This window comes from Legionella sainthelensi, from assembly GCF_900637685.1.
Lineage (GTDB): Bacteria > Pseudomonadota > Gammaproteobacteria > Legionellales > Legionellaceae > Legionella > Legionella sainthelensi.
Genome location: NZ_LR134388.1, coordinates 2,547,681 through 2,571,497, shown reverse-complemented (window position 1 = coordinate 2,571,497; position 23,817 = coordinate 2,547,681). Strand labels below are relative to the sequence as shown.

Sequence of the window (23,817 nt, the reverse complement as noted above, 5' to 3'; positions counted from 1 at the left end):
AGAAAATCGAGATTGTCCTCCTAGATAGAGTCCTGTTTTTATAACTCGTATGGATGTCCTTCCATATCGACATTTTTTTTAAGGAGGACTTCACCAGTCTAGTTTTTACAAACTTATAAACCTTGTTCGGCTGATTAACCTAATAGACAGGCTCTGAATAACTCCAATTTTAAACAAAAAGATAAAATATAGAAACATATATACATTTATAGTTAAGTATGTATATCATAAATTCATTTTTTTAAAATAGATACAGGAGAGATAAAAATATGACAACAATAAATTCGAAAAAATTAAATAATCTCTCTATGGATGAGTTTACTGTAATTGGTTCATTTGTGAGTTCTTGGAGTGATTTATGGAGCTTAACATTTACATCTGTTGATTTGAAAAAATACCTCATGGATCAACAAAATGATGAGTTATGGAAATACTTTCTAAAAGCATATTTCCCATATATTGACTTACCAGAAAAGGATTTTTATAAAAAATTCTTGGAGACTTATAAAGCTTGGTACAAAACAATATCTCAAGTAAAGCAAGATCCATTTTTTCTCATGTATTTGAATTGCTCGGAAAACGATCCTCTGGGAGTATTCAGAGACGATAAAGAAATTATTATGGCAGGGATTGAAAAAAAACCAGCCTTGTATCGAAATTTCTCTAGAAAATTCAAAGAGGATGATGAACTCATTCTGTGTGCTCTTAAAATGGATCGATTTATCATACATGATGTACCAAAAAATATAAGACATAATTTTCAAGAAATAGCTGATATTAAAGATGATAATTCTAGAGCTAAAATATGCGACGAATTAATTGTTAAACTCTCATCACAAAGAATTTCTACAATTAAAAGCTTCGAGTTATTTAAAACTCACTTGAAACCTATAGAGCCAACAAGAAAAAATAACACACTTCATAACGATACTCAGGAGCAAATATCAACTCGTTTTAAATCAGCCTCACTAACCCGTACTAGTTCCCAAATAAATTTGGGTTTGTTTAAGGATAGTCAAGCTACAAACCTGGATGATAAAAGCTCGGATAATGAGCAGGATGCATTAACTACCCGTAAGTATTATTCCCCAAGCTGATATTCAGCTTTTAATTTTGAGAGGGTGCTGATTCAAAGGAGTATTTTACAGATTTTCAGGCGCAGTATTGGTAATAGAATTAAATTAATTTGTCTCTATTGCGTCTACACGAAATTTTCGAGTTTTTAAAAGCAGTGACGGATGTTTTTATTGAGCATAGGTTACACTCAATGGGAAGATGTTGAGTTTGTAAATTTTTGTGGTGTTCAGAAACTTGAGAGAAAATCTTGGGCTTGGTTTTGATTTATTGATTGAGGCCGGATAACTCACAGGTATAAATGATGCTGGTGAGTACACCTCCTCCCATAGCGCCGTATTCGGTTTTGTAAAACAACCAGGTATTTCGGTTCCTGATAGGGACTTTTTAAACCGCGATCCATGTCGTTGTGGGGATGGGTGCACCTTGGATTTGTAAAAAACGGGTAAGTTTTCCCAATGGTTTAGCATGTATTTTATGGCTTTACCCAAAAATTCATTGGGTTCTACTTGTTGGGACGATAAAAGATGCTCCATGTATTCTTTGCCACAAGCATTGCAGGCAAGCTGTGCTTCTGGTGGTAGACCAGGCGCCGTTGTTCAGCATATCCAAGATGTTTCGATTCCTCATCTATTTTAAAAGGAATCGACAGCCATTTCCTCAGTAATATAGTGTTCGACTGCATTGTTGTAGGCTGCGAGGCAGTCTTCCATGTCCTTTGGGGGGCTTTTGGCTCATGGCTCTCATCGAATGAGATGCAGGAAAAAACTGATCCATTAATGAATTTGATAGATATACCCAAATCTCAATATAGGACAGAGAAATACTCTTTAAAAGAGATAGAGCAGCAAGCAAATACAAGAAATGAAGGTATTCAAGCAGCATACAAAAGTGGTCAATTTACTTTAAAAGAAATAGGGAGTTATTTAGGTTTTCACTATTCTAGTATCAGTATAATCTATCCTTAAAAAAGCATGCTCATAGTTTGATAAATTCAAAATGCAATGCCTGACCCCAGATGCCTCTATTGATAAAGTTAAAATATGTTCAGTAACTCTGGTGGATTAATGTCTTCCATCCAACAAGGTTGTCTACATTTGCTTCTTTGTTGCATTAGTTCAGCAACTACGCTCTTATCACTCGTTATGGAGAGCAGAAAATCAATAAAGCGGTAACTATTAAATATCTCTGGTAACTCCGCCATCACCTCGGTTAATTTTTCAAGATTACCGGCTTTTAATTCATAAGCAAAAGCAGGCAAATTGAGTGCATAAAATGGTTGTTCTTTTTTAATGGTTAGTAGAGCAAAAAAATCAATCGCATACGCACCATAAAAATTAAACTCCATTGTATCAGTCATATTCTTGCCTATTTGTAGTAATGTTTTTACTAACTCATCGTCAGTTAGTTTGTCTAACTCGGCGTATATTGCTTGTTTATAGGAGGAAGGTTCCGAGAAATCCAAATACATCAATCGATCAACAAATCTAAAAAAATTAAGTATTAATATTTGATGCATATCTTTTGTGTTATCCGCAATTAGAAGAGCCTTTGTTACATTAGATAATGCGTAATTTTCTTTGCCATGGGAGTCGCATAACACGAGCGAAGAAACTTCAGGGGGTTGCCCTCTGTAAGTTGATGTATGAGAAAAATATAAATCGAGAGCACCAATTCTAACATTACGTATTCTATCTGGATCGTAGCCTAAATCCCTTTGCTTATAAAAAACACATGGATTGTTCCATAATATTTTTTTTGTATCAAATTGCAGTTCAATGCCATGTTTTGCTTGCGGATCAATTTCATTAGCACCAAGACAAACAACATTGGCATCTCCGTGGTCTACATCACTTGGGAATAAAGCTGCTCGCCGAAAAGGCATATAAAGCTCTATCATATTGCGCCGTCCGTAAATGCCATCGTTAAAAATAGATTCTAGTGCAGATGCAGCGGTTAAATGGCGTACTGTAGAAAATAGCTCAATTTTTTTTGCTGCTTCCATGATTCGAATAGCCAACTTTTCTTCACATCGAGGATGATAAGGTGTATTCGCATCAACCAAGAGTTTCTTGGCAAATACTTGACCCTCTTCAGAGGATGTTGATTTATCTGATTTTTGCCATAGAGTTCTATATTGGTAAGGCAATCGGTGTAAATTTTCCTCTTTTCTAATTCTTGCTCTAATGTTTCGTTGTATTTTAACAATGGTATTTTCAACATAAGATAGGTCGTTTCTGTTCGACTTCAACAGATTTATTATTGTTTTGGTTGAGTCTTGTTCTTGTTTTAAGATTATTTCTGGAATGTTTTGCCACTTGAATACTTTTGCTCTTGGTCTAGGAAAATATTTTAAAAATAAGTTGTTAAGATTTTCATCCCTCAATGAATAAAGTCTCCTCATGAACTGAGCATTTGCAATATCTAATGGAAGCAATGAGGTCCCCCGAGCTTTTGCTTCTGGGCTAACTGTTCCAAGACATTTTTTTAATGCTTCTTCGATTCGATTTAAGTGTATTTGTGTCGAATCAACAATGTCCCTATGGTTAATGTACTCTTCTATACTTAGCCACAGCATAAAATAATTTTGCTCATCACGTGAGGCGTTTTCGAAATGATAGTTTAGATCAGGATGATTTCTAAATTTAGAGCTTGAAATTCCGAAAGGCTCCTCATGAAGTAACTTTTGCAATACCTCCTGCAATACCTCCTGATTTTTACATTGAGTATCATAATCTTGTATATCTGACTCGAGGAGGATATTTATTACTTGCTCTTCTAAAAATCTCATAGTGTTCTCTTTGTTATTCTATAATTGGGACAAATTTATAGTGGCACATGAGTTTCTGCAGCTCAGACAAACCCATGTTCAGTTGATTCCGTTGAAAGGTACGACTATCAGAACATCAAATCCAATCTAAATCATCACAACCAAGTTTCTATATCGAAGATTCAACGATGATCACATACGCATGATAATTAACTGAGCTTAAGAAATCCTGATGGCTTATGTCGTATACACGACAAGCGCATTGCCTCAAATTACTTGTTGTCGAAGGAGATAACTTAGCATAGAAGCAATACATTGGTGCTGCCAACGCAAAAATAGTTTTTCTGATGGGATATATAGAATTATAAATTTTTTCAAAATTTCCGACGAGCTGTTTAGTATCTTCTTCTCTTTCATCTATTTGTCGGATAATAATTGTAAATCCAGCATTAAATATGGATTTAAATCAAGAGCTGGATCTCGAAAATAAGCCTAAAATTTAATCTTAGCTAGATATAAGATGCAGTCATACTTGATCTGACAGTTACCTGTTTTTAAAAGATGTCTGTCAGGTCAAATTGAGTTTATAAATTTGTCTATCCAGATTTGTCTGTCCTCTACCATGGTTTGCATTGGAGCACGACCACAAAACATTTTACCTTGAACATAATTTTGATTAGCACAGTACCTCATTCATTCGCACCGATCTTTTGGCTGATTTTTTATCAATTACCTTCGCTTGTAATAAGGGGATTTTGATTAAAAATGTAGATATACAATTTATTTTGTATAAGAAGAAATTTTTATTTAAATAAAAGGATTTAAAAAGTATCTCTATTCTCCAATCTGTAATGCTCTCTCCGAATTAATGTCTTTAGATATATTAAAATTGTATTTTTGGGCATGCATCAATGCGGAATTTCTTTATTCAAAAACAAGCAACTTAACTAAGGCATTACATTAAGGTTAATTTTGCCAGGCTAAATTCAAAAAGATGCTCAATTAACCTTTGCATTTCTTCTAGGACTTCATCAGTGTGTATTGTCTCAATTCTGGCTGTTGGAGTTAAACCAGTAGAGGGTCAGTTTAAAATAGGTTCTTTCTAAATTGGTTCTTCGAGTGGGAGGTTGGACTGATTCTAAAAGCCCTGGAAAAGCAACTTGGTCTATCATATGGAAAGGATGGTTCCGTTTACAGGGGCGAGTTGAAGGGCTTAGGATGGCTAATAAGTTGATGAAGATGTGATGAACAGACAGCTTTGTTGGGGTAGAGAACCTCTCATTCCGAGTTGGTTTAAACATTACTCGAAACCAGAAATTCTCTCGTTTGGCGCTAGCTTAGTATAACCCACATATCTGAATCTAAGGCTTCCTCTTCCTCATGATTTAGTTATTGATGGGAAAGAGATTGGCTATCCTGGGATTTATATTAAAAAACTCGATACGACCAGTGATAAGGGAGCCGCACTTGCGGCCTGTCTTGGAAAAATAACTCATTGCTGCCAGTATCTTGGCGGTGCAGGCAGTGAGTGTGTGATTCATGGTATTGCCTCTCCTAATGGTGGGTTTTATGTTTTATGCCAAGGTGAGGCGCAAAACCCATCGCTGGATGATGCCATTTTGGCGCAATCCTGGGTATGGAAAGGGCAACAGGGTGGGTTGTGTTTGGATTCAATTGAGGCTGTAGTAAGGCAAGAAAAAATCGAGCAGGTTGCTGATATGTTTCGTTTGCTGGGCCACATCCTGTGTCAGGAGCATCACATCACCCACGTGAATACAGGGGCACAAAGTGGCATCACGCGTAAAGTGGCCTGCAAAGATTATCCAGCTGTCAAAGAACACTTTCAGGATTATGCAGGGTATTGCGATTCTAAATCGCAGCTTCCCTTGGCCTGTGCGACCATGCCTTACCTTTTCTATGGCAAGGTAGCCTCTTCCCAATTGCAAGCCATGATTGCAGAAGAGACGAAGCGCTTTTTCCAAGAATTATTCAGCACCCAGGAAGCATTGCAAAACACCGAAGCCTTGCAACAAGTCCTTGTTTTTGTCCTCTCTACCAGAAACGATGAGTTACTTCAGTTATTAGGTGAGTACGCCTCTCATCACCAAGAAGCCTTTGACGCGCTGTTAGCGACTAACCGGGATTATCTGCACCAATTAGACCAGGGAATCATTGATTTTGACGCTATGGAACAAGGTGCTGCGATTCATGCGAGGAACAAAAAGGGGCAAAGCGCCTTGCATCTTGCCACCTTAAATGCCGACAAGAAGAGCATCAGCACCCTCATGGCACGGGGCATTAATGTAAACATCCAAGATAAAGACGGCAATACCGCTTTAATCCGTGCCCTTGAAAAAGTGCTCTACAAAGATAAAAGCGAAGTGGGACGCGATATTGCCCAACAATTGATTGCAGCGCAGGCGCAACTGGACATTAAAGACAATGATGAAAATACACCGCTTATCATCGTAGTTAAAAACAAAGACTTAGCCATGGTGAACGATTTGCTGGAACACGGTGCTAAAGTCAATGGGGTCAGTAACCCCAAGGAAAATACTCCCCTGATGGCCGCATTAATCAACGGACATTGGGGTATCGCACAAAAAATCTTGTCACAAAAAGGGGTGACAATAAAACAAAAAACAGACATGGCACTACAGCACTTCATCTGGCGGCTAAGGATACTGAAATCCTAAAGATCGCTCTAGCATTATATCCAGAAAATCACCGTCCAGACGCGTTGATGGTTAAAAACAAATATGGCGATACAATACTTCATAAGGTTGTTAGCAATTCTGGAAGCCTAACGGCCATTATAGCGTTAGTACCAGTAAATCAACGCCTAGAGGCGATGATGATTCAAAACAAAGACGGCAAGACAATGCTCGATTCTATTGTTCATGACCCAAAAAAATTAAAGACCATTCTAACGTTGTTGCCTACAGAAATTGACTATAGCAATAAAAATAAGGAACAAACCGTATTGTCTTCAAATATAGATATCTTAAGAATATCCCAAATCAGACTCTCATTTTTATCGACTGCTAAAGAAAATAATAGTGACCAAGCAAGCAAACAAGAAACGGATTTAGATCCTGATATCTTGAAAATTCTTGAAAAAGAAAGAATATATGAAGAACGCTTGCTTTCTCTAGGGAAAGAAAAATTAGGGTGAGTACACTTAATTTAAGTGGGAATGCCCTTTGCTGAAAATCAGAGGTTACACCAAATAAGGAGGCGCTTTAATCAACTTAGTCTAAACTAATTCTTTGATTTGACGCTCAAAAAGAGATTAAAGTGTCGACGCACAATATTATCCTAAATTTACCTGGATTTTCCATAGTAAAAGTGAGCGTATATCAACCATTAATAGTAGATGTACTCTATAATCGATTAGCCCGTTGTAGCCATTGTCAGAGAAAGAGGGTACGCAAGAAATCATCCTATATACGAACATTAATATATGGTAAGTCATGCTTGTTTTCATATCCAGGATACTATACTTAATTAGAAGAATTAAGATAATTTTAAATACAAAGTGAAGAATTACTGTTATTTGCATCATTAATGGATAATGAAATGTTTAAAAGGATTCTTTGGATTATAGATTGGTTCAACCCATACCAGTTATCCGAAAAAATTCGAGCCAAACAAATTAAACTTATTTATCAGCAACTAACGGGATTTACACTTTTAGCAGAAAGTCTGGTTGCCTCGGTCATATGTGCTGCTTTGTGGACTGTTACGAATCATACTTTACTCATTGGCTGGCTTTTATACATTTATATTGCATCTGGTTTGGGTCGATGGGTTCTAATTAAGTTCTACTTCCATAAAAGAAATATTTCTAATGACACTTGGCTCATTCTATTCATTTTTTCAGTTTTCATTGCTGGTTGCAGCTGGGGATTTGTTCCTATATTTCTGATGCCCGACGAAGTTGTCTTTTATCAAAATTTTATTATATTGATCATTTTTGGGGTAACGGCGGTAGCGACTAATTTTAATGCTCCTGTTTTAGCTTGTTGTGCGCTTTTTTTAATTTTAGCATTTGTACCATTATCCATTTGGTTTTTTTTACAGGGTGGTCTTTATACGCTTCTTGGGTTCATGAGCTTTCTATATATAGGACTGATGTTTAGTACAGCCTATTATACCAATAAGTTTTTTTTAAAGTCATTATTGCTAAACGAGGAGGTTATATCCCATACCAAAGCATTGAAAAACTCCTTGGCTTTAACCACCTCAATATTAGAGACAACAAGTGATGGGATATTGGTGATGGATTTAAATAAAAAAGTTGAATATTATAACCAACGATTTTTAGATATGTGGAAACTCTCAGCGAAATATATAGAGTCTCATACTATCGAAGAGGTTATTGATAAAGTCTTAGGGCAACTAGAAAATCCACAACAATTTGTAGAAAAAATTCAATATCTCTTTCGAGAAATAAATTTGAAAAGCTTTGATATCCTGAAGTTTAGGGATGGGAAAATTTATGAACGTTATTCCAAACCACGTATAAGTGAAAATAAAATTAATGGACGTGTTTGGAGTTTCCGTGATATTACCGAACGTAAAAAAATGGAGGAAAAGATTTATCATCAAGCCCTCCATGATACATTAACTGGATTGCCTAATCGAACCTCATTAACCAAAAAACTTCATCAAGAAATAAAATATGCAAAACGCTTTAAAACTACTATAGCTATATTGTTTATTGACATTGATAATTTTAAAACTATAAATGATAGTCTCGGACATGATGCGGGAGATATTTTACTGCAGAAGATCGGCAGGAAGTTGGCTGTCTGTATGCGCGAGATTGATACTATTTTCCGTTTTGGCGGCGATGAGTTTGTGATGTTTTGCTTATTGAAAAAGTGGGACGAAATAGATCAAGTAATTCATAAAATTTATAGTAATCTTTCCAGTTCAATAAAAATAGGTACTCATGATGTTATTGTCACAGTAAGCATTGGAATAAGTTTCTATCCTGACCATGGTAACAATCCATCAACGCTTATAAAAAATGCTGATATCGCAATGTACTCGGCCAAAAACCAAGGAAGAAATTCTCATCAAATTTATAAACAAGTACTTAGCCAAAATTTAGAAAGGCGTATGACAATCCAAAATTATTTACATTATGCTATAGAAAATAAAGAATTCTTTTTGGTATATCAGCCAATCTTGGACCTAAATAGTGGTCATATCACTTCTCTTGAAGCACTTCTTCGTTGGCAACATCCTAAAATGGGCTTTATTTCTCCGAATGAATTTATACCTTTAGCTGAAGAAAGTGGTCTAATCACTCAACTAGGGGAATGGGTAATGCGTGAAGCTTGTAGTCAACTGAAAAGCTTTCAAAAACAAGGTCTACGCCCTGTGCAAGTGGTAATAAATGTGTCTGGCATTCAAATAAGCAAGGAAGCGTTCATTAAAACTATAGTTCAAATTTTAGACGAAACTCAGCTTGATGCACGTTATTTAGAGATCGAATTAACAGAAAGTGCTTTGATGCTGGATAGTAAAACTATTATAAAAACTCTCGGCCGATTAAAAAAAATGGGGATAAAGATTGCTATAGATGATTTTGGTACGGGGTATTCCAGTTTTAGTTATCTTAAAAATTTCCCCGTAAATAAATTGAAGATTGACCAATCATTTATTCATGATTGTGCAATCGCACCTAATGGCGGTTCAATCATTAAGGCCATAATAGCCATGGGGCATCATCTTGATTTATTAGTCCTTGCGGAGGGTGTTGAAACATTGGAGCAGCTACGCTTATTGCAAACACTGGGATGCGATGAAATACAGGGCTATGTTTATAGTCGGCCTGTTCTTCCCCAAGAAATTCCTAAAATGCTTGACATTAGTATAAGTGATAAAATTTTAGAAAATTTCAAACAAAGTATTCAGCGAGCGTAGCAACTTCTTGAACTGTATTTCAAGGCAGTTGCTGGAGATTGATTTATTACCCACAATGTTCTGTGTAATAAATAATTAAAGTTCATTTATGGCACATCGGCTCATTCAATGGTATGAAGAAGGCGCTGACTCAAACGCTAAATTGCCTTTATTAATCGCTTATCTTGCTCACCAGGATTTTACTGCGAAAATCAGAAAAGTGGGGTGGTGCCCACTTTACCTTGCAATCCAAATTTAAGAAAAGAAAAATGAAAAGCACAAATAAGCAAAGTGATTAGTATAGCATCTATATTGTAGATCAAGTTATTTTAAAATAATTATCTTATAACTGGCTCCCAAGGTGTGTTTCTCTGAGAAATGCTTCTTAAGATACCTTTCAAGACATGCTTGCTGCACAGAACTTCGATGCTTATCGACGCGCAGCAGAAAACGGCCATCTTGATATCCTTCACTATCTAGAAGAGAAATCCTCTGCAGAAACTCTGCAAGACATGATTGCGGAAGGCAATTTCTATAGTTTTAGATATGCGGCAGCAAACAAGCATTTTGATGTTACCAACCACTTGTTGAGCCATGCTTCGGTATTTTCCTATGCAGAAGCCCACCAATATGAATACCAGCAACCTCATGTTACCCCTTTTATTGAAAATAAACTAACGGAGCTCCGTGCACGGCAACAACAAATGCAGGCGCGCTACCAAGATGCTGTCTTTGATGTGACCTCGACTGAGGAGGCAAAGTTATTATTTTATATTGTCCGCAACCTTATTCGCCGAAATAACGCAGGTTTAACAGAGGACTTGCGCTATTTATTGGAGATTCCTTCAGTTAAAGCATTGGCACATACCACTGAGTTGGTAAACTGTTGTTGCCGGGGTTAGGCTGGGGCGCTTACCATAGTGAATCGAATTTTGGAGTTAATTGGAGCCATTTTAAACTGCGCTCAAAAGAGTAGGGTTGACTTGAATCAATTCCTGCTATTCGAATGAGAAAGGTTGAAAATAAGCGTATACTCTGGATTACAAAAAAAGAGGCTAATTGCTTGCTAAAAGAGCTGTCAGGACATTTAAAAGATATGGCAGCATTTATATTCGCGACAGGTCTTAGTGAGTCCAATGCGACACAGTTAATATGGAACGAATACAAATGTCCTACGACGTATAGCAGAGTCGTAATCAAATACGCAAATTCCCCACAGTATTTTTAGAGAAAATTTTGTAATAATAAAATCCTATCGCATCGCGCCAAGGAAGGCGGAACGAGTCCGGGATAGGTTGCGCTTTACGCAGACAGCCTGACAGGGATGCGTAGTAAATCTTTCAGCAACCGTTAAGTCATTGGCGCAGGTATCCGTTTTTCTTGTTCAGAGCAAACGTACCGTAGACAGGACGCTCAAGGCCTTTAACCTGTCGCGTTGGTGAGTGAATTCTGGGGACTGGGATGTCCCAGAATTTATAACAAGGTAGCCACACGCTTGTGAATTTTTGATTTATTTCTAATTACTCCCATAGTTATGTGTGGGATTATTCTATTGGGCTAATAATTTTTTTACTCTTCCGCATGTGCTTTAGTAAATTTATAGCGCACCCATAATTTTTTTCACGCGCTTAAGTTTTTTTGATTAAGGCTTTAAGTAATTCTTTATTAGTTGAATTTTACCTTTTGTATGTGATATTAAAATAATTAATATCACATATTGATTTAATTCATTAGATTCATAGTTGAATTTTTGATGAAATTCCTTCTGTAATCGTTAGAGGGGCTTAAGTGGTCTAATGCCGGCATCAAAACCTACTTTTATTTTCTAAGCGATTAATTGTCCGTTCAAATTTTGAGATCAAGCGTATGAACTTATTCTAATGAGTTCAGAATAATTACACTTTTTGATTGTATTAAATTTGGGCAAAATAATTAATTTCAAATTTAAGGTAGTGAAATGGGCATAACAATTGAAACAGTCAAAGACAATGAACATTTTGAATATAAAGGTGATGTGAGAGTAACAAAGAGTATTGGGAAAAATGCCACCGTAATTATTAAAGATGGAAATTTAATTGTTGATGGTAATGTAGGCACTAACTCTGAAATTAGATTGGTGGCGCAAGAAAATAATTCCGTAGTAATTTCTGGTTCATTTTTTATGAATAATGTGTCAATCAGTGGAGTAAATACAGGTAAAAATTTAGCTGTTCAGGGAGATATTGAGAATGGAGTAACTATTTCCTCTACATCTTCCGATTTACATGTGAATGGAAATATCGGCAACAATTGTAAGCTTTCCACCCAAAGTGGTGATATAAAAGCAGGAAATGTTGGCGCTGACTCAATTCTTAAAACCATGAGTGGTGATATAAAATAGGAGATGTAGGTGTTCGCTGCTCTTTAAAGACGATGAGTGGTGATGTTAAAGCAGGAGTTGTTGGAAGCAATTCGACTCTTAAAACAATGAGCGGTGATGTAAAAGTTCAACGCGTAGATAGATCTACAACTATTGAGACTATGAGTGGTGATATTTACGAAAATGGTGTTAAACGTAATAAACCTAATCGTCAAAGTAATTCTGTTTCCATTAGCGGTATGTCTTTTATTGGTGGCAATAGAATTATTATAAATGGTCGCGATATGACTGATCTAATAAATTCTTCTAATAACCAGTCAGATGAAGCTCCTATAAGATATACAAAAGGTATGTAAGTATCTATTTTACCTAGGGAGCCTAGCTCCCTAAGGTTGACCTAGTAAATGTTTGTGTTACAAACCAAATCTTTATCATTTTTTATACTATGCTCCCAGAACTGCCTCTGCCATAAATTATATTCGTTTCGATGATGATCTGAAGCATACCTTTACAGTGGGTTGCATAGACCATGATTTTTGAAGATAGGCAGGATTTATTGGGCCATCGCTTAGGCTGAATCACTACACATTATTCTTCAGGCGAGTTGCAGAATTTGCACTCACATTATTGTCAGATTTATCGGCTGCTTTGCCATGTAGCTTGGAGTCCTGCATTGCCATTAATAGTTGACGAGAGTATATGCCAGGAATTATATATGTAATTTCAATATTGCTATTTCTTTATGTAATAAATATCCCTGAAAACAGGCTCTGTTGTTATTTTGGTGGGAATATAGCTCCAAACATTGACTACTCTTTAAGGAAATAAAAAATGGTTTAATAATTATTCAAAATGATTTATAATTGCCTCTTTTTGAAAGAGGAAATTAATAAAGTGTTTAGTAGATCTAACCGGCATAGCAAGAGTGATACACAAGAGGTACTATCATATGACTCCTAAAACGAGAGTAAAATGGCCAAATTCGACGAAATACATAGCGTCAACGAAAATTTTAAAGACATTAAAAGTATCTTTGATTATGCTTTGTCAAGAAAATGGATTTCGCGAGCTGCATATGACTTGTTTGTAAATCGCGCCATGAATCAAAAATTTTTTCTGCCAGATGAGCTTACGGCAGGGGCGGCAATAATTTGTGCATGTATGAATACTGATCTTGCCAATCTCAGCATCGAGGAATTAGTGTGTATCATATCAAATTCAGCGGGGGATAATGTTAAGGAGTTGAAATCTGAGCCTAACTTCACTTTATTGTTATCGCAGCAACTCTCCAGAATATACTTAGTTAAGAAGGGTTTCAACTCAACTACTGCAGTTGAATCTGAAAATGAATCTATTGTAGCAAAGCAGGTATAGTGAGTTAAGAAGATAGAGCACGTGTTATCCTCTGCGGGTGATTAAAGCTATCCCCTTAATGGGAAAGAGCTATTTTCGAATTTTTGTATGTCGATTTCAACTTGTTGATTATAATCGGGTTTTTATGGTGTTTAGAGGCGGAATCGAACTGCCGACACGAGGATTCTCAGTCACCCAGTTGAAAAATAGGTTATTGATTTTATTGTAATTTGTATCGCAGGAAACCACTGCCAAAGTCCTGCGATGTAAAACAGTGTCGTACGCAAATTCCCCACAGTGGAAAAACTTACAGTTCTGAGCCCTGTACTGTTTCGTAACTGTATACTAGAAATCAATGCATTACTAATGAATATGATATCAATGCCAATGCCCATGTTAAATGGATAACATTATGATTCGATTCTTTTTTGTAGCTAATCTGAAAATATTTGTGATCTTTCAGCTAATTGAATGTTTTCTATATCTATAGGGGTATGCTTTGCTTTCAAAATTTTGCTTTTATGCATCCTTGATTAAACTTTTTTAAAGTAATCCTATTTTTTACTAATAGATCATGACTCAAAATTCGATTATCAGAAATAAATAACTTCTAATGCTATCTTAATAGAATTTTGAGCTCCATTTACAATAGAATTTCTACTAAGCCATAATATGAGAGCGTCAGGCTAAGTAACATCAACATGCTGCTCGCATACCAGGTATCCATTAAAACGGTTTTATTCGTAAGCCCTGTTTTAAACATGCTGTGCAGGTAGCAGAAAAGTGGCTCGGTCATTAATTCAAAACTGTAATGCTTTTCCCACTATACAGAAAGCACCACCAATATCCCATATAACTCCAGAAGGTGCATATGGGATATGGTCATTGTCTATGATGCAGGATTATCAGAAACCTTTCTGAACTTTGGCATTAATTGAAAATACAAACCACTATAATTCTTAATTTCAGGTACTCCACCAGCACCTACACCAAGGCCTACATACGTTCTATCAACATATTTTCCATCCTTCAAATAAAAATAGAATCCGTTTGCATCAACGATTTTACCGGAACCACCACCAACAAGCACTATAGGATCACTGGGACCGGAGGAAGGGACAGGTACTAAACTGGGATCAACAGCAGCACCGCAGGTTCCATTTGTGTTCCCTATAGTATAAATAGACCCACCTATTAACTTATATTCAATGAGTTCCGTAAAACAACTGGTTCCAAAAGAACCAGTTGTGCCGTCTTTGGTCCAAACATGAATTTCTCCGACAAACCTTCCTGTTTTTGCATTTGTCATAGGTACTGTAGTTGTTGGCGTACATACCCCCGTAGGAGTTTGAGCACAAACACTTTTAAAAATTTCAGGAAGCGTGTGAGTATTTTTTGTAGCAGGACCGCTATAAATAAGCACAACATTATCAAGTAAAGAAAGGCCAGCATTGGATACCATGGATACAAAGGATAATGGTACGGCAAGTAGAAATTTTTTCATCTCTTAGGTCCTTTTCTATTAAGAGTTAAAAGATTAGATCTGTTAGTTAAAAGTTTATGAAGAACTGATTTTTCAAACAGAAGTTAAATGATATACATTTTAATAATAATTATGCAAGTTAAAAAATCTATAAAAGTCTGATCCATTAAACCTGAGACAATAGAAAATTTGAGTCACCAATTTGCTTTAAAAAAGCACAAATTAATCGCTTTTTTAAAATCGATGTATTAGTCACGTTTTTTCAATAATTTGATCTTTCCCCGAAAAAATTGGTTCAACACTACAAAGCGCATTGCTATTCGATAGAAACTCTGAATCAAGCTCCGTAGGCTTCCATTTTACCTCAACCAACTGAAGGCTAGTATTCTGAACAGATAATAATTTTTTACTTGGACTAATCCCTAAATGACGGCAGATTTTCGAAGGACTATAATCACCCCATAGTCCCTTGACCTGCCCCATAACTCATAGGAGATTTGCCTGCACTTTGTTCGTGTGACCGCCAGGGTCTAAAGGCTTGTTTGACAGTATCTGGTTTATTGGTGCTATTTATCATGATAAATAGGCAAGCGTGTGGCTACCTTGTTATAAATTCTGGGACATCCCAGTCCCCAGAATTCACTCACCAACGCGACAGGTTAAAGGCCTTGAGCGTCCTGTCTACGGTACGTTTGCTCTGAACAAGAAAAACGGATACCTGCGCCAATGACCTAACGGTTGCTGAAAGATTTACTACGCATCCCTGGCGGGCTGTCTGTGTAAATCGCAACCTATCCCGGACTACACGCCCTGGCGTTCCGCCTTCCTTGGCGCGAAGCGTTTGTTTAATGTTCTGCACCATAAGTCGAAGCGAATCAGTCAAAAAATTCCATTACCAAAAGAGAGTAGGGAGTATTTAGACCAGTATTTAGAGCAACGGGATGCACAAGAAGATGAGCCGTTATTTATAACTAGATATAGGACTCGGATACAAACCCAAGATGTTTATCGAATTTGCCAGCGGGTATTAAAGCAAGCTTTAGCATTCTTACCAGAGCATGAGCATTTTGAATTCACACCCCATATGCTCCGCCATTCCAGAGATGTCACATTTATTGGTTTTATTATCCCGCCTGAGCTCGTTAGAAATGGTGAAGAGCGTCTGGTAGTATGTAACCAAACGGCAAAGGAGGCTGTTGAAAGCCAGAGGGGTAAACATGAAGAATTTGTGTTTACTTATAATGGCTAACCAATGGCTAGGATACATAAGCAGACCGCATTAAATATCTATAACAAATCAGTATAAGCATTATAATTAAAATTGATTTTTGAAACCGTCCTCCCTTCATGAAAGTGCCAAACTAACTTTCGTATTTTCTGTAAGAGCTCTTCCATAGTAGAAAATGACTTAGAACCCCAGACTCTCTGCTTTAACCATTGCCAAAATCGTTCAATTGGATTGTATTCAGGTGAGTATGCAGGAAGAAAAAGAAGTTGCACCCAGTCATTCTTTTGAACAAACCTCTGAACCTTCTTACTTTTGTGTATTGGTCCATTATCGAGAACGATCATTAACTTTTTATTAGGATTTGCTTGATGAAGTTGATGCAAGAACAGGATCAATTGCTGGCTATTTCCTGTATCCGCCTGCTTCCAATAAAATCAGCTTGTTCGCATGTTTAATGCGCCAAAAATAGCCTTGCTCAGTCTGGCTTTCACAGTATTGACTACTTTTTTACCACTTTTAAACCAACCTCGACTGACATATGGTTGGTTTGAAAAATGAGACTCATCCGCGAAAAGTATTTCAATATCCGTTCCACTATCTTTCCTAATCTCCTCAACAATCTCACTTATTCGTACTTTTTTCTCAGTCGAGGATGGAGCATTTGCAGGTAACGTTTTTGAAAATCGTTTATACACAAAGCCTAATCGATTAAGTGATGTTACCAACGTGTTATCACAAGCAGACACGCCTTGTTTTTCAAACCAATCTCGCAACAAATTAATCTGCCATCCTGCTTCCTGATAACCATATTCCTCAGGTGATTTTCCGAGTAACTCCTCAATCCTTATCATTTTTCAAAACTTGCCTATAAAAAATCGTCAGAGTACACTAACTGCATTGTTTTTTATAGATATTTAATGCGGTCTGCTTATTGATTTTAAGAATGGTATAGGGAGAAAAGAAAAGCCAAATGTAAGTAGCAATTATTCAGGTCCTCATCGACCATCCTTAGTGATAATTGAAAATAAAGGTATCAAGCCGAATAAATTCCAACTAAGTGGGATGGTTTATTACATTGAATCCGTATATTCCATATCGCTAATATTTGGTGGATTATTATTCTTTTAGTATCCTTACCACCAGATATGATGTCAGCGATGGTAATTACACGTTATTGTTATTATTATCGGTTGGCTTTCTTTGATATCTGGTTGACCATCGGAGATACTTGATAAAAAGCTAATTGTAGTCGTTTCGTAGTTCAGATAAATACCGTCCCCATACTGCTGACAGATCGCTTGCATCACATCTGGAGACTCGGTCAAATATATGTTTTTGCCGAGGCCTTTAATAAAATACTGCGGAAACTTACATGTGACCTCTGTCGTTGAGTAGGTTAGACCGAAGCAGTTAAACATGCCGGTATGTGAATTTGAGTAAGCACATAGACTAAGTAATAGCATTAGAGGCATTAATATTTTTTTCATATATTTTCTTGCGTTTATTTATCCCTAAGATATGAGTCACTATATAATACCTTGTCTCACAAAGGGAAATTGAATAATTCAATGATTGTGATAAGACTATTTTATTTCTTCTTTGCCGGTGCCTTTAATATGAGTCGTTAGAAATCGATGCAGCATCATAGTATTCTTTGCTGTTTCACCAGTTAGGCCAAAAGGTGTCGTGTGGAAGAATCCCCAAAAGTGGTCGTTCTGAGTTAGCTGTCCTTCGAGAAGTGTCGTTTTAAGTGTTGTTCAAGCTCATTTGCTAAGTAACTTACTCTTTCACCTTTATCTCGGTCTTTTGGACCATATTTGCTAATAGGAGATACAAGCATATCTGCCGAACAATCAAATTCAATTAGAAACAAAGAACATGATAAATCCTCCAAGATCTGGTAATAGTTTTGAGCGTTCTTATAATGGCGAGCCAATGAATCGGATACATAATACTGCATGGAAGGGGGCTCAAAAGAGAGCTGGATTAGAATATGTACGTGTTCATGATATAAAATATACTTTTGGACGGCGGTTGCGTTCTGTAGGGGTGAGCTTTGAAGAGCGGCAGGATTTGTTAGAGCATCGTTCTGGACGGATCACAACGGCTTCTTCCTCAGCTGAATTGCAGAATCTATATGAAGCTACAAGTAAGGTTTGCGAAAACAGAAAAGCGGGGTGGTGCTCACTTTACTTCGCAACCCAAACTTAAGAAAAGAGAAAAGAACAACACAAATTGATAATGTGATTAGCTTATAACCTTGTGTCATCTGTGCCTCACAAAATCCCCGCATAGGATTTTTAAGGGTTTGGTATATCGATTGTAACTTATTGATTATACTCGGGTTCTCATGGTGGCCAGAGGCAGAATCGAACTGCCCACACGAGGATTTTCAGTCACCAGATGAAAAATAACTTATTGATTTTATTGTAATTTATATCTCAGGAAACCACTGCAAATGTCCTACGATGTATAACAGTGTCTTACTCAAATACGCAAATTCCCCATTGGTAAATATCATTACAATCTATTTACCAATGGGTTTAAATATCCCAGGAAGGTTATAAAAGATTGAGCATGAGCGAGATCTTGGCTTAAATGATGGTGAACTCGCTTTTTATGAGGCTTTAGCAGAAAATGAAAGTACCATTAGAGAGTATGTGATGAAACATTAAAAAAATAGCACATGAATTAACACAAAAAATCTGTAATAATGTTAGTATTGGTTAGCAAAAGCGGGAGAGTGTAAGAGCAAAAATGCGTAACCATTCCCGAATCATTCTTCGAAGGTATAAATACCTACCAGACAAACAACTTGTAGCCATTGATCTGGTAATGCATTGAGTAAACATTGAAGTCCGAATTGATGGATTATATTCAAATATTGCTGAATACTGGCAAATTTGTTATATCAGGAATAATTGGTGCTCTAATCGTAGTTCTAATCAATCATTTTAAACAAAAATATGGTGCTAATACTCGTTTAAGGAATGATATTTATGCTTTATCATGTAAGCTCTTTTTTATTTCGTCTATCCAATACTCAGAATTAGTAAACAAAAAAAGAAATTGAAGATAAACTGTCAAAAATTAAATTGTTAAAAGCAAAATCACCACCAGAAGATATCGTTTATATTGTACAAGACTTTGATTATGATGAAAAAATAGCTATTTGTATTAATGACTTGAGCGATATGTTATTTAAATTAAAAAGCATGAAAAATTATTAATCTGGAGATTCTCTAATGCTCCAATCTTTTTACTTGGCTAACAACAAATATCACGAAATAATCGGCCATTTCTCTCGTTTTAATAAAATGAAATAGACTTTAAAAGATGAAGAACCAGTGGTTTCGATATTAACTTATTTTGAAAAATATATGCCTGTTGCTCTTGAGAAAATTGATAAACAACTTAGCTTTATAAACCAAACATTAAACTCTTGCGATGAGTTACTCAAAAAACCAGGCAACCGAGAATTGAAGAATTATTTCAAACACAAATCTAAGTCCCGTCCAACAAATTTTGGAAATATAGTTGAGCTTTAGCGTTTCCCTAATTTAGCTCAATTGCCCCTCCTTTAAGCCCGGTTAATCTAACCTCTTAATTATTGCTTTTATAAAGAACAGCTCCTGCAACAACAATCGCTGCTGATAGAGCCGGATTTGCAATCGCTGTATTTAATAATCATTTGCTAGCTATATATCCGATGGTCAACGCACCAACACCTGCGCCTATTAAAAAAACTTTATTTTCATTTAGTCCACCTCATTTTATTTGCTCGTCTTAAGCAATTCTACAATTTAAAGTTTGGTTTAAATTTTCGTCATTTTTCCAGCTTTTTTAACCTGTTCATTTTAGACAGTTATATTTAACAACCATATAGATTAATGTATGCTCATACTGGAATGTAATTAGTCATTTTTATGTTTATTTGTTACTTATATAAACATCAACCCCTGTGTGGTTAGTAAAAATGACTGATTTGACCACCTTGCATGATTCCAACCTTAGAGAAAAAAGATATGTCACCCTTACCCATGCTGGATATCCTACAAGAGCTACAAACTATTCAGGGATTACAACAAAAATCACTTGTCTTTAGCGACAAAGCCAATGAGTTAATCAATCGCGTTCACGATGACTATGGTGATGAAGCTGCTTATTTTATGAAGGTCACGTTGCAGCAATGGGGATTAGGTGACTTTATTGAAGCAACGGCACTGCCTACCCCCACTCATCCACCGCATCAGGTGCAAAATCATGCATGTTATCAAAAAGTGCTTCCTTTATGTCGATTAGCCCTTATTGTGGAGTGCAATGGGGTGGCTGAAGACCATGCATTGAAATTAGCTACGATTTTTAAGGATGAAAAAGCGGTATTGCATTATTTGCTCCAATTTAAAGACCAAAATGTCTATAACTATCTGGTTCATGATGCCTGCTTATTTGAGCTGCCCCAAGCCGATACGTGCGCGTTGCCGCAATGGATAAAACTGGCCAATCTGTACCTCGCTAATCCCCGTTTTCGTGCTCTTTTGCCGCATGCAGAAGCTATTGAGACGATGGGGAGGATGGGCAAGAAAGCAACGAAACAAGAAGGCCAAAAGTTCGATGCGGCAATAAGGGATAAAATTCAAGACGTCAAAAAGGAACTCTCTACGGTAGCAAAACAATATAAGAACCTTAAGAAAAAGCCCTTGACTCACCCCGAAGAACGAAGGGTGCGCGAGGAACAGCTGAAAGTATTCAGTCAACACCTATTTGAGCTGCAAACCCAACTTGTTTCTCTTTGCCAGGGACGATTACCTTTAGCAAATATTGACATGATTGTTCTGGAAGCCTTTTATGCCAAGTACCAACAAGAAAGCAGTGCAGCCCAAAACATTTTAATTCAAAACGGCATCAGTCCCCAAAATAGAGAGCAATTTTATGCACTCAAGCGCGATAATGCAGAGAAGACAATTCCTGCTGTGGTTATTGATGGGAAAAAGATTGGCTATCCTGGGATTTATATTAAAAAACTCGATACGACCAGTGATAAGGGAGCCGCACTTGCGGCCTGTCTTGGAAAAATAACTCATTGCTGCCAGTATCTTGGCGGTGCAGGCAGTGAGTGTGTGATTCATGGTATTGCCTCTCCTAATGGTGGGTTTTATGTTTTATGCCAAGGTGAGGCGCAAAACCCATCGCTGGATGATGCCATTTTGGCGCAATCCTGGGTATGGAAAGGGCAACAGGGTGGGTTGTGTTTGGATTCAATTGAGTCTGCAGTGAAAAAAGAAAAAATAGCTCAGGTGGTGGATATGTTTCGTTTGCTGGGCCACACCCTGTGTCAGAAGCATCACATCACCCACGTGAATACAGGGGCACAAAGTGGCATCACGCGTAAAGTGGCCTGCAAAGATTATCCAGCTGTCAAAGAACACTTTCAGGATTATGCAGGGTATTGCGATTCTAAATCGCAGCTTCCCTTGGCCTGTGCGACCATGCCTTACCTTTTCTATGGCAAGGTAGCCTCTTCCCAATTGCAAGCCATGATTGCAGAAGAGACGAAGCGCTTTTTCCAAGAATTATTCAGCACCCAGGAAGCATTGCAAAACACCGAAGCCTTGCAACAAGTCCTTGCTTTTGTCCTCTCTACCAGAAACGATGAGTTACTTCAGTTATTAGGTGAGTACGCCTCTCATCACCAAGAAGCCTTTGACGCGCTGTTAGCGACTAACCGGGATTATCTGCACCAATTAGACCAGGGAATCATTGATTTTGACGCTATGGAACAAGGTGCTGCGATTCATGCGAGGAACAAAAAGGGGCAAAGCGCCTTGCATCTTGCCACCTTAAATGCCGACAAGAAGAGCATCAGCACCCTCATGGCACGGGGCATTAATGTAAACATCCAAGATAAAGACGGCAATACCGCTTTAATCCGTGCCCTTGAAAAAGTGCTCTACAAAGATAAAAACGAAGTGGGTCGCGATATTGCCCAACAATTGATTGCAGCGCAGGCGCAACTGGACATCAAAGATAATGATGAAAATACACCGCTTATCCTCGCCGTTCAAAACAAAGACTTAGCCATGGTGAACGATTTGCTGGAGCACGGAGCTTGTCTTGAAACCTTGGATGCCCACATGAAAACCGCTTTATTTTGGGCTGCTGAGAAAGGAGATGAGGACATTTTTGATGTACTCTTGGAACACGGTGCTAAAGTCAATGGGGTCAGTTATCCAGGAGAAAAGACTCCGCTGATGGCAGCACTAATCAATAGCCATTTCGGTATCGCACAAAAAATCTTGTCCCTAAAAGAAGTGGCAATAAAACAAAAAAACAGACATGGCGAGACAGCACTTCATCTGGCTGCTGATAATTCTGAAACTCTAAAGGCCATTCTCGCGTTATTGCTGGAAAATCAAGGATTAGAGGCAGTGATGGTTCAAAGTAAAGAAGGCAATACAGTATTTCATTATGCTGCTGATACTCCTGAAAGCTTAAAGATCATTCTCGTGTCATTGCCGGAAAATCAACGATTAGAGGCAGTGATGGTTCAAAGTAAAGAAGGCAATACAGTACTTCATGAGGCTGCTAATACTCCTGAAAGCCTAAAGACCATTCTAGAGTTATTGCCGGAAAATCAACGTTTAGAGACGGTGATGATTCAAAACAAATCTGGCAATACAATACTTCATAAGGTTGCTAGCAATGCTGGAAGTCTAAAGGCCATTCTAGCGTTATTGCCAGAAAATCAGCGCTTAGAGGCAGTGAGGATTCAAGACGAATATGGCAAGACAGTACTTGATCGTGCTGCTATGAATGCTGAAAGCTTAAAGATTATTTTAGCGTTATTGCCTGTAAAAACTGATTATAGTAATGAAAATAAGGAAGCAGTATTTTTTTCAAATAAGGATCTTTTACCCCAAAACAGGCAGTCATTTTTCTCGATTGCCAAAGAAAATAAGAGTGACAAAGGTGTGCTGCATAACCCGGCTCCTATGTTAAGGCCTATGCGCTGAGATGAGAAAAAAAATGTAAGTTTCAAATTAACTGCACCATTGAATAAATCGATCCTTACAGCACTCTCAGAGAAAGATAAAACTGCCGACGTTTGCTTTGACGTTAAAGGTAATCCTAAACCAGATCCGGATTTGCGTGATCATGAATTAGTGCTACTTACAGAAGATTGGCGAGAATATGATGAACGATAAGTAAAGTCTTTTGGTGCCAATGCTTGAGTAGATGAGAACCACAAAGATACCGCCTATCATTCAGCATGCTGAAGAGACCATAGATAGCAGCTAATGAGGCCGCCTAAAATGCCAAAACGGTACTTATCAAATTTGTCCACTTTAGTTAATTATAACAGGCACTCGGGCAGGATCCTGGAAAAACAAGGTCATGTTTGATTTATAACCACTTAGATTTAACTTAAACTGCTACAATGGCAAGTACTAATTGTATGTCCTTACAATCGGATTTGTATATTCATTGGGACGATCATAATACCAACGCTTTGTCGGGTATTCTAAAGCCATCTTAAATTTTGATTTAGTTAATAGTCTTGCCATTCCCGTCCTTTAAAAAGAGGGGAGTATTGGCATATCGATAAAGCGGTCTTTGGATGCAGAATTCGAAAA

19 protein-coding genes and 1 pseudogene are annotated in these 23,817 nt (G+C 37.3%); 16 read left to right on the top strand and 4 right to left on the bottom strand.

The window, feature by feature from the left end; translation table 11 throughout:
• Window positions 1–269 precede the first annotated feature (269 nt).
• The 3 genes from EL220_RS11380 to EL220_RS11375 all read left to right on the top strand — a co-directional run bounded on the left by EL220_RS11380 (window position 270) and on the right by EL220_RS11375 (window position 2,042).
• A complete protein-coding gene (locus EL220_RS11380; RefSeq protein WP_065236246.1) occupies window positions 270–1,097 on the top strand; it encodes a DUF4116 domain-containing protein in 828 nt (275 codons plus the stop codon).
• Between the two features lie 454 nt (window positions 1,098–1,551).
• Window positions 1,552–1,713: a hypothetical protein gene (locus tag EL220_RS18205; protein ID WP_155833980.1), complete on the top strand. Its 162-nt coding sequence runs from the start codon at window positions 1,552–1,554 to the stop codon at window positions 1,711–1,713.
• Between the two features lie 116 nt (window positions 1,714–1,829).
• Window positions 1,830–2,042 carry a hypothetical protein gene (locus EL220_RS11375; protein ID WP_197720963.1) on the top strand — a complete coding sequence of 71 codons (213 nt, stop codon included), beginning with the start codon at window positions 1,830–1,832 and terminating at the stop codon, window positions 2,040–2,042.
• A 68-nt stretch (window positions 2,043–2,110) separates the two neighbouring features.
• Here the strand turns inward: EL220_RS11375 and EL220_RS11370 are convergent, their stop codons facing one another.
• Window positions 2,111–3,865, bottom strand: coding sequence for a hypothetical protein (locus EL220_RS11370; protein WP_027272215.1), 1,755 nt, complete (start codon window positions 3,863–3,865; stop codon window positions 2,111–2,113).
• Between the two features lie 1,511 nt (window positions 3,866–5,376).
• On the opposite strand from EL220_RS11370, the gene EL220_RS11360 reads away from it, so the two are divergent.
• The 8 genes and pseudogenes from EL220_RS11360 (at window position 5,377) to EL220_RS11325 (ending at window position 13,493) form a co-directional block, all read left to right on the top strand.
• Window positions 5,377–6,540, top strand: a complete 1,164-nt coding sequence (locus EL220_RS11360; RefSeq protein WP_128130901.1) for an ankyrin repeat domain-containing protein — start codon at window positions 5,377–5,379, stop codon at window positions 6,538–6,540.
• A 47-nt stretch (window positions 6,541–6,587) separates the two neighbouring features.
• Window positions 6,588–7,019 (top strand): hypothetical protein, encoded by a 432-nt coding sequence (locus tag EL220_RS11355; protein WP_027272377.1) that lies wholly within the window; start codon window positions 6,588–6,590, stop codon window positions 7,017–7,019.
• A 122-nt stretch (window positions 7,020–7,141) separates the two neighbouring features.
• A pseudogene (locus EL220_RS19890) lies at window positions 7,142–7,297 on the top strand (ISL3 family transposase); the annotation flags it as partial.
• Between the two features lie 513 nt (window positions 7,298–7,810).
• On the top strand, window positions 7,811–9,781 hold the full coding sequence (locus EL220_RS11345) for a sensor domain-containing protein (protein WP_232002406.1): 1,971 nt from the start codon (window positions 7,811–7,813) through the stop codon (window positions 9,779–9,781).
• A 383-nt stretch (window positions 9,782–10,164) separates the two neighbouring features.
• Complete coding sequence (locus EL220_RS11340; RefSeq protein ID WP_051544798.1) at window positions 10,165–10,662, top strand: hypothetical protein; 498 nt, start codon at window positions 10,165–10,167, stop codon at window positions 10,660–10,662.
• A 1,055-nt stretch (window positions 10,663–11,717) separates the two neighbouring features.
• Window positions 11,718–12,140 (top strand): hypothetical protein, encoded by a 423-nt coding sequence (locus tag EL220_RS11335; RefSeq protein WP_128130899.1) that lies wholly within the window; start codon window positions 11,718–11,720, stop codon window positions 12,138–12,140.
• 32 nt (window positions 12,141–12,172) lie between these two features.
• Window positions 12,173–12,475, top strand: a complete 303-nt coding sequence (locus EL220_RS11330; RefSeq protein ID WP_128130898.1) for a hypothetical protein — start codon at window positions 12,173–12,175, stop codon at window positions 12,473–12,475.
• Between the two features lie 616 nt (window positions 12,476–13,091).
• Window positions 13,092–13,493 (top strand): hypothetical protein, encoded by a 402-nt coding sequence (locus tag EL220_RS11325; RefSeq protein WP_027272380.1) that lies wholly within the window; start codon window positions 13,092–13,094, stop codon window positions 13,491–13,493.
• An 868-nt stretch (window positions 13,494–14,361) separates the two neighbouring features.
• Here the strand turns inward: EL220_RS11325 and EL220_RS11320 are convergent.
• The gene (locus tag EL220_RS11320; protein WP_027272381.1) at window positions 14,362–14,976 is read right to left on the bottom strand and encodes a hypothetical protein; all 615 of its coding nucleotides are present in this window, start codon (window positions 14,974–14,976) and stop codon (window positions 14,362–14,364) included.
• Between the two features lie 820 nt (window positions 14,977–15,796).
• Here EL220_RS11320 and EL220_RS11310 point away from each other — a divergent pair.
• On the top strand, window positions 15,797–16,204 hold the full coding sequence (locus EL220_RS11310) for a tyrosine-type recombinase/integrase (RefSeq protein ID WP_027272382.1): 408 nt from the start codon (window positions 15,797–15,799) through the stop codon (window positions 16,202–16,204).
• 38 nt (window positions 16,205–16,242) lie between these two features.
• Here EL220_RS11310 and EL220_RS11305 read toward each other — a convergent pair whose 3' ends face one another.
• Together EL220_RS11305 and EL220_RS11300 are read right to left on the bottom strand one after the other, a co-directional pair.
• A complete protein-coding gene (locus tag EL220_RS11305) occupies window positions 16,243–16,566 on the bottom strand; it encodes a transposase (RefSeq protein ID WP_164838763.1) in 324 nt (107 codons plus the stop codon).
• Window positions 16,567–16,617: 51 nt separating this feature from the next.
• Window positions 16,618–17,034 (bottom strand): hypothetical protein, encoded by a 417-nt coding sequence (locus tag EL220_RS11300; protein ID WP_128130896.1) that lies wholly within the window; start codon window positions 17,032–17,034, stop codon window positions 16,618–16,620.
• Between the two features lie 1,084 nt (window positions 17,035–18,118).
• On the opposite strand from EL220_RS11300, the gene EL220_RS11295 reads away from it, so the two are divergent.
• From EL220_RS11295 to EL220_RS11275, 4 genes are all read left to right on the top strand, one after another.
• Window positions 18,119–18,394 (top strand): site-specific integrase, encoded by a 276-nt coding sequence (locus EL220_RS11295; protein WP_051544800.1) that lies wholly within the window; start codon window positions 18,119–18,121, stop codon window positions 18,392–18,394.
• 546 nt (window positions 18,395–18,940) lie between these two features.
• Window positions 18,941–19,027, top strand: coding sequence for a hypothetical protein (locus tag EL220_RS19670; RefSeq protein ID WP_128130987.1), 87 nt, complete (start codon window positions 18,941–18,943; stop codon window positions 19,025–19,027).
• Window positions 19,028–20,181: 1,154 nt separating this feature from the next.
• The gene (locus EL220_RS11280) at window positions 20,182–23,196 is read left to right on the top strand and encodes an ankyrin repeat domain-containing protein (RefSeq protein WP_128130895.1); all 3,015 of its coding nucleotides are present in this window, start codon (window positions 20,182–20,184) and stop codon (window positions 23,194–23,196) included.
• Window positions 23,197–23,235: 39 nt separating this feature from the next.
• On the top strand, window positions 23,236–23,388 hold the full coding sequence (locus tag EL220_RS11275; protein WP_197720962.1) for a hypothetical protein: 153 nt from the start codon (window positions 23,236–23,238) through the stop codon (window positions 23,386–23,388).
• Window positions 23,389–23,817 lie beyond the last annotated feature (429 nt).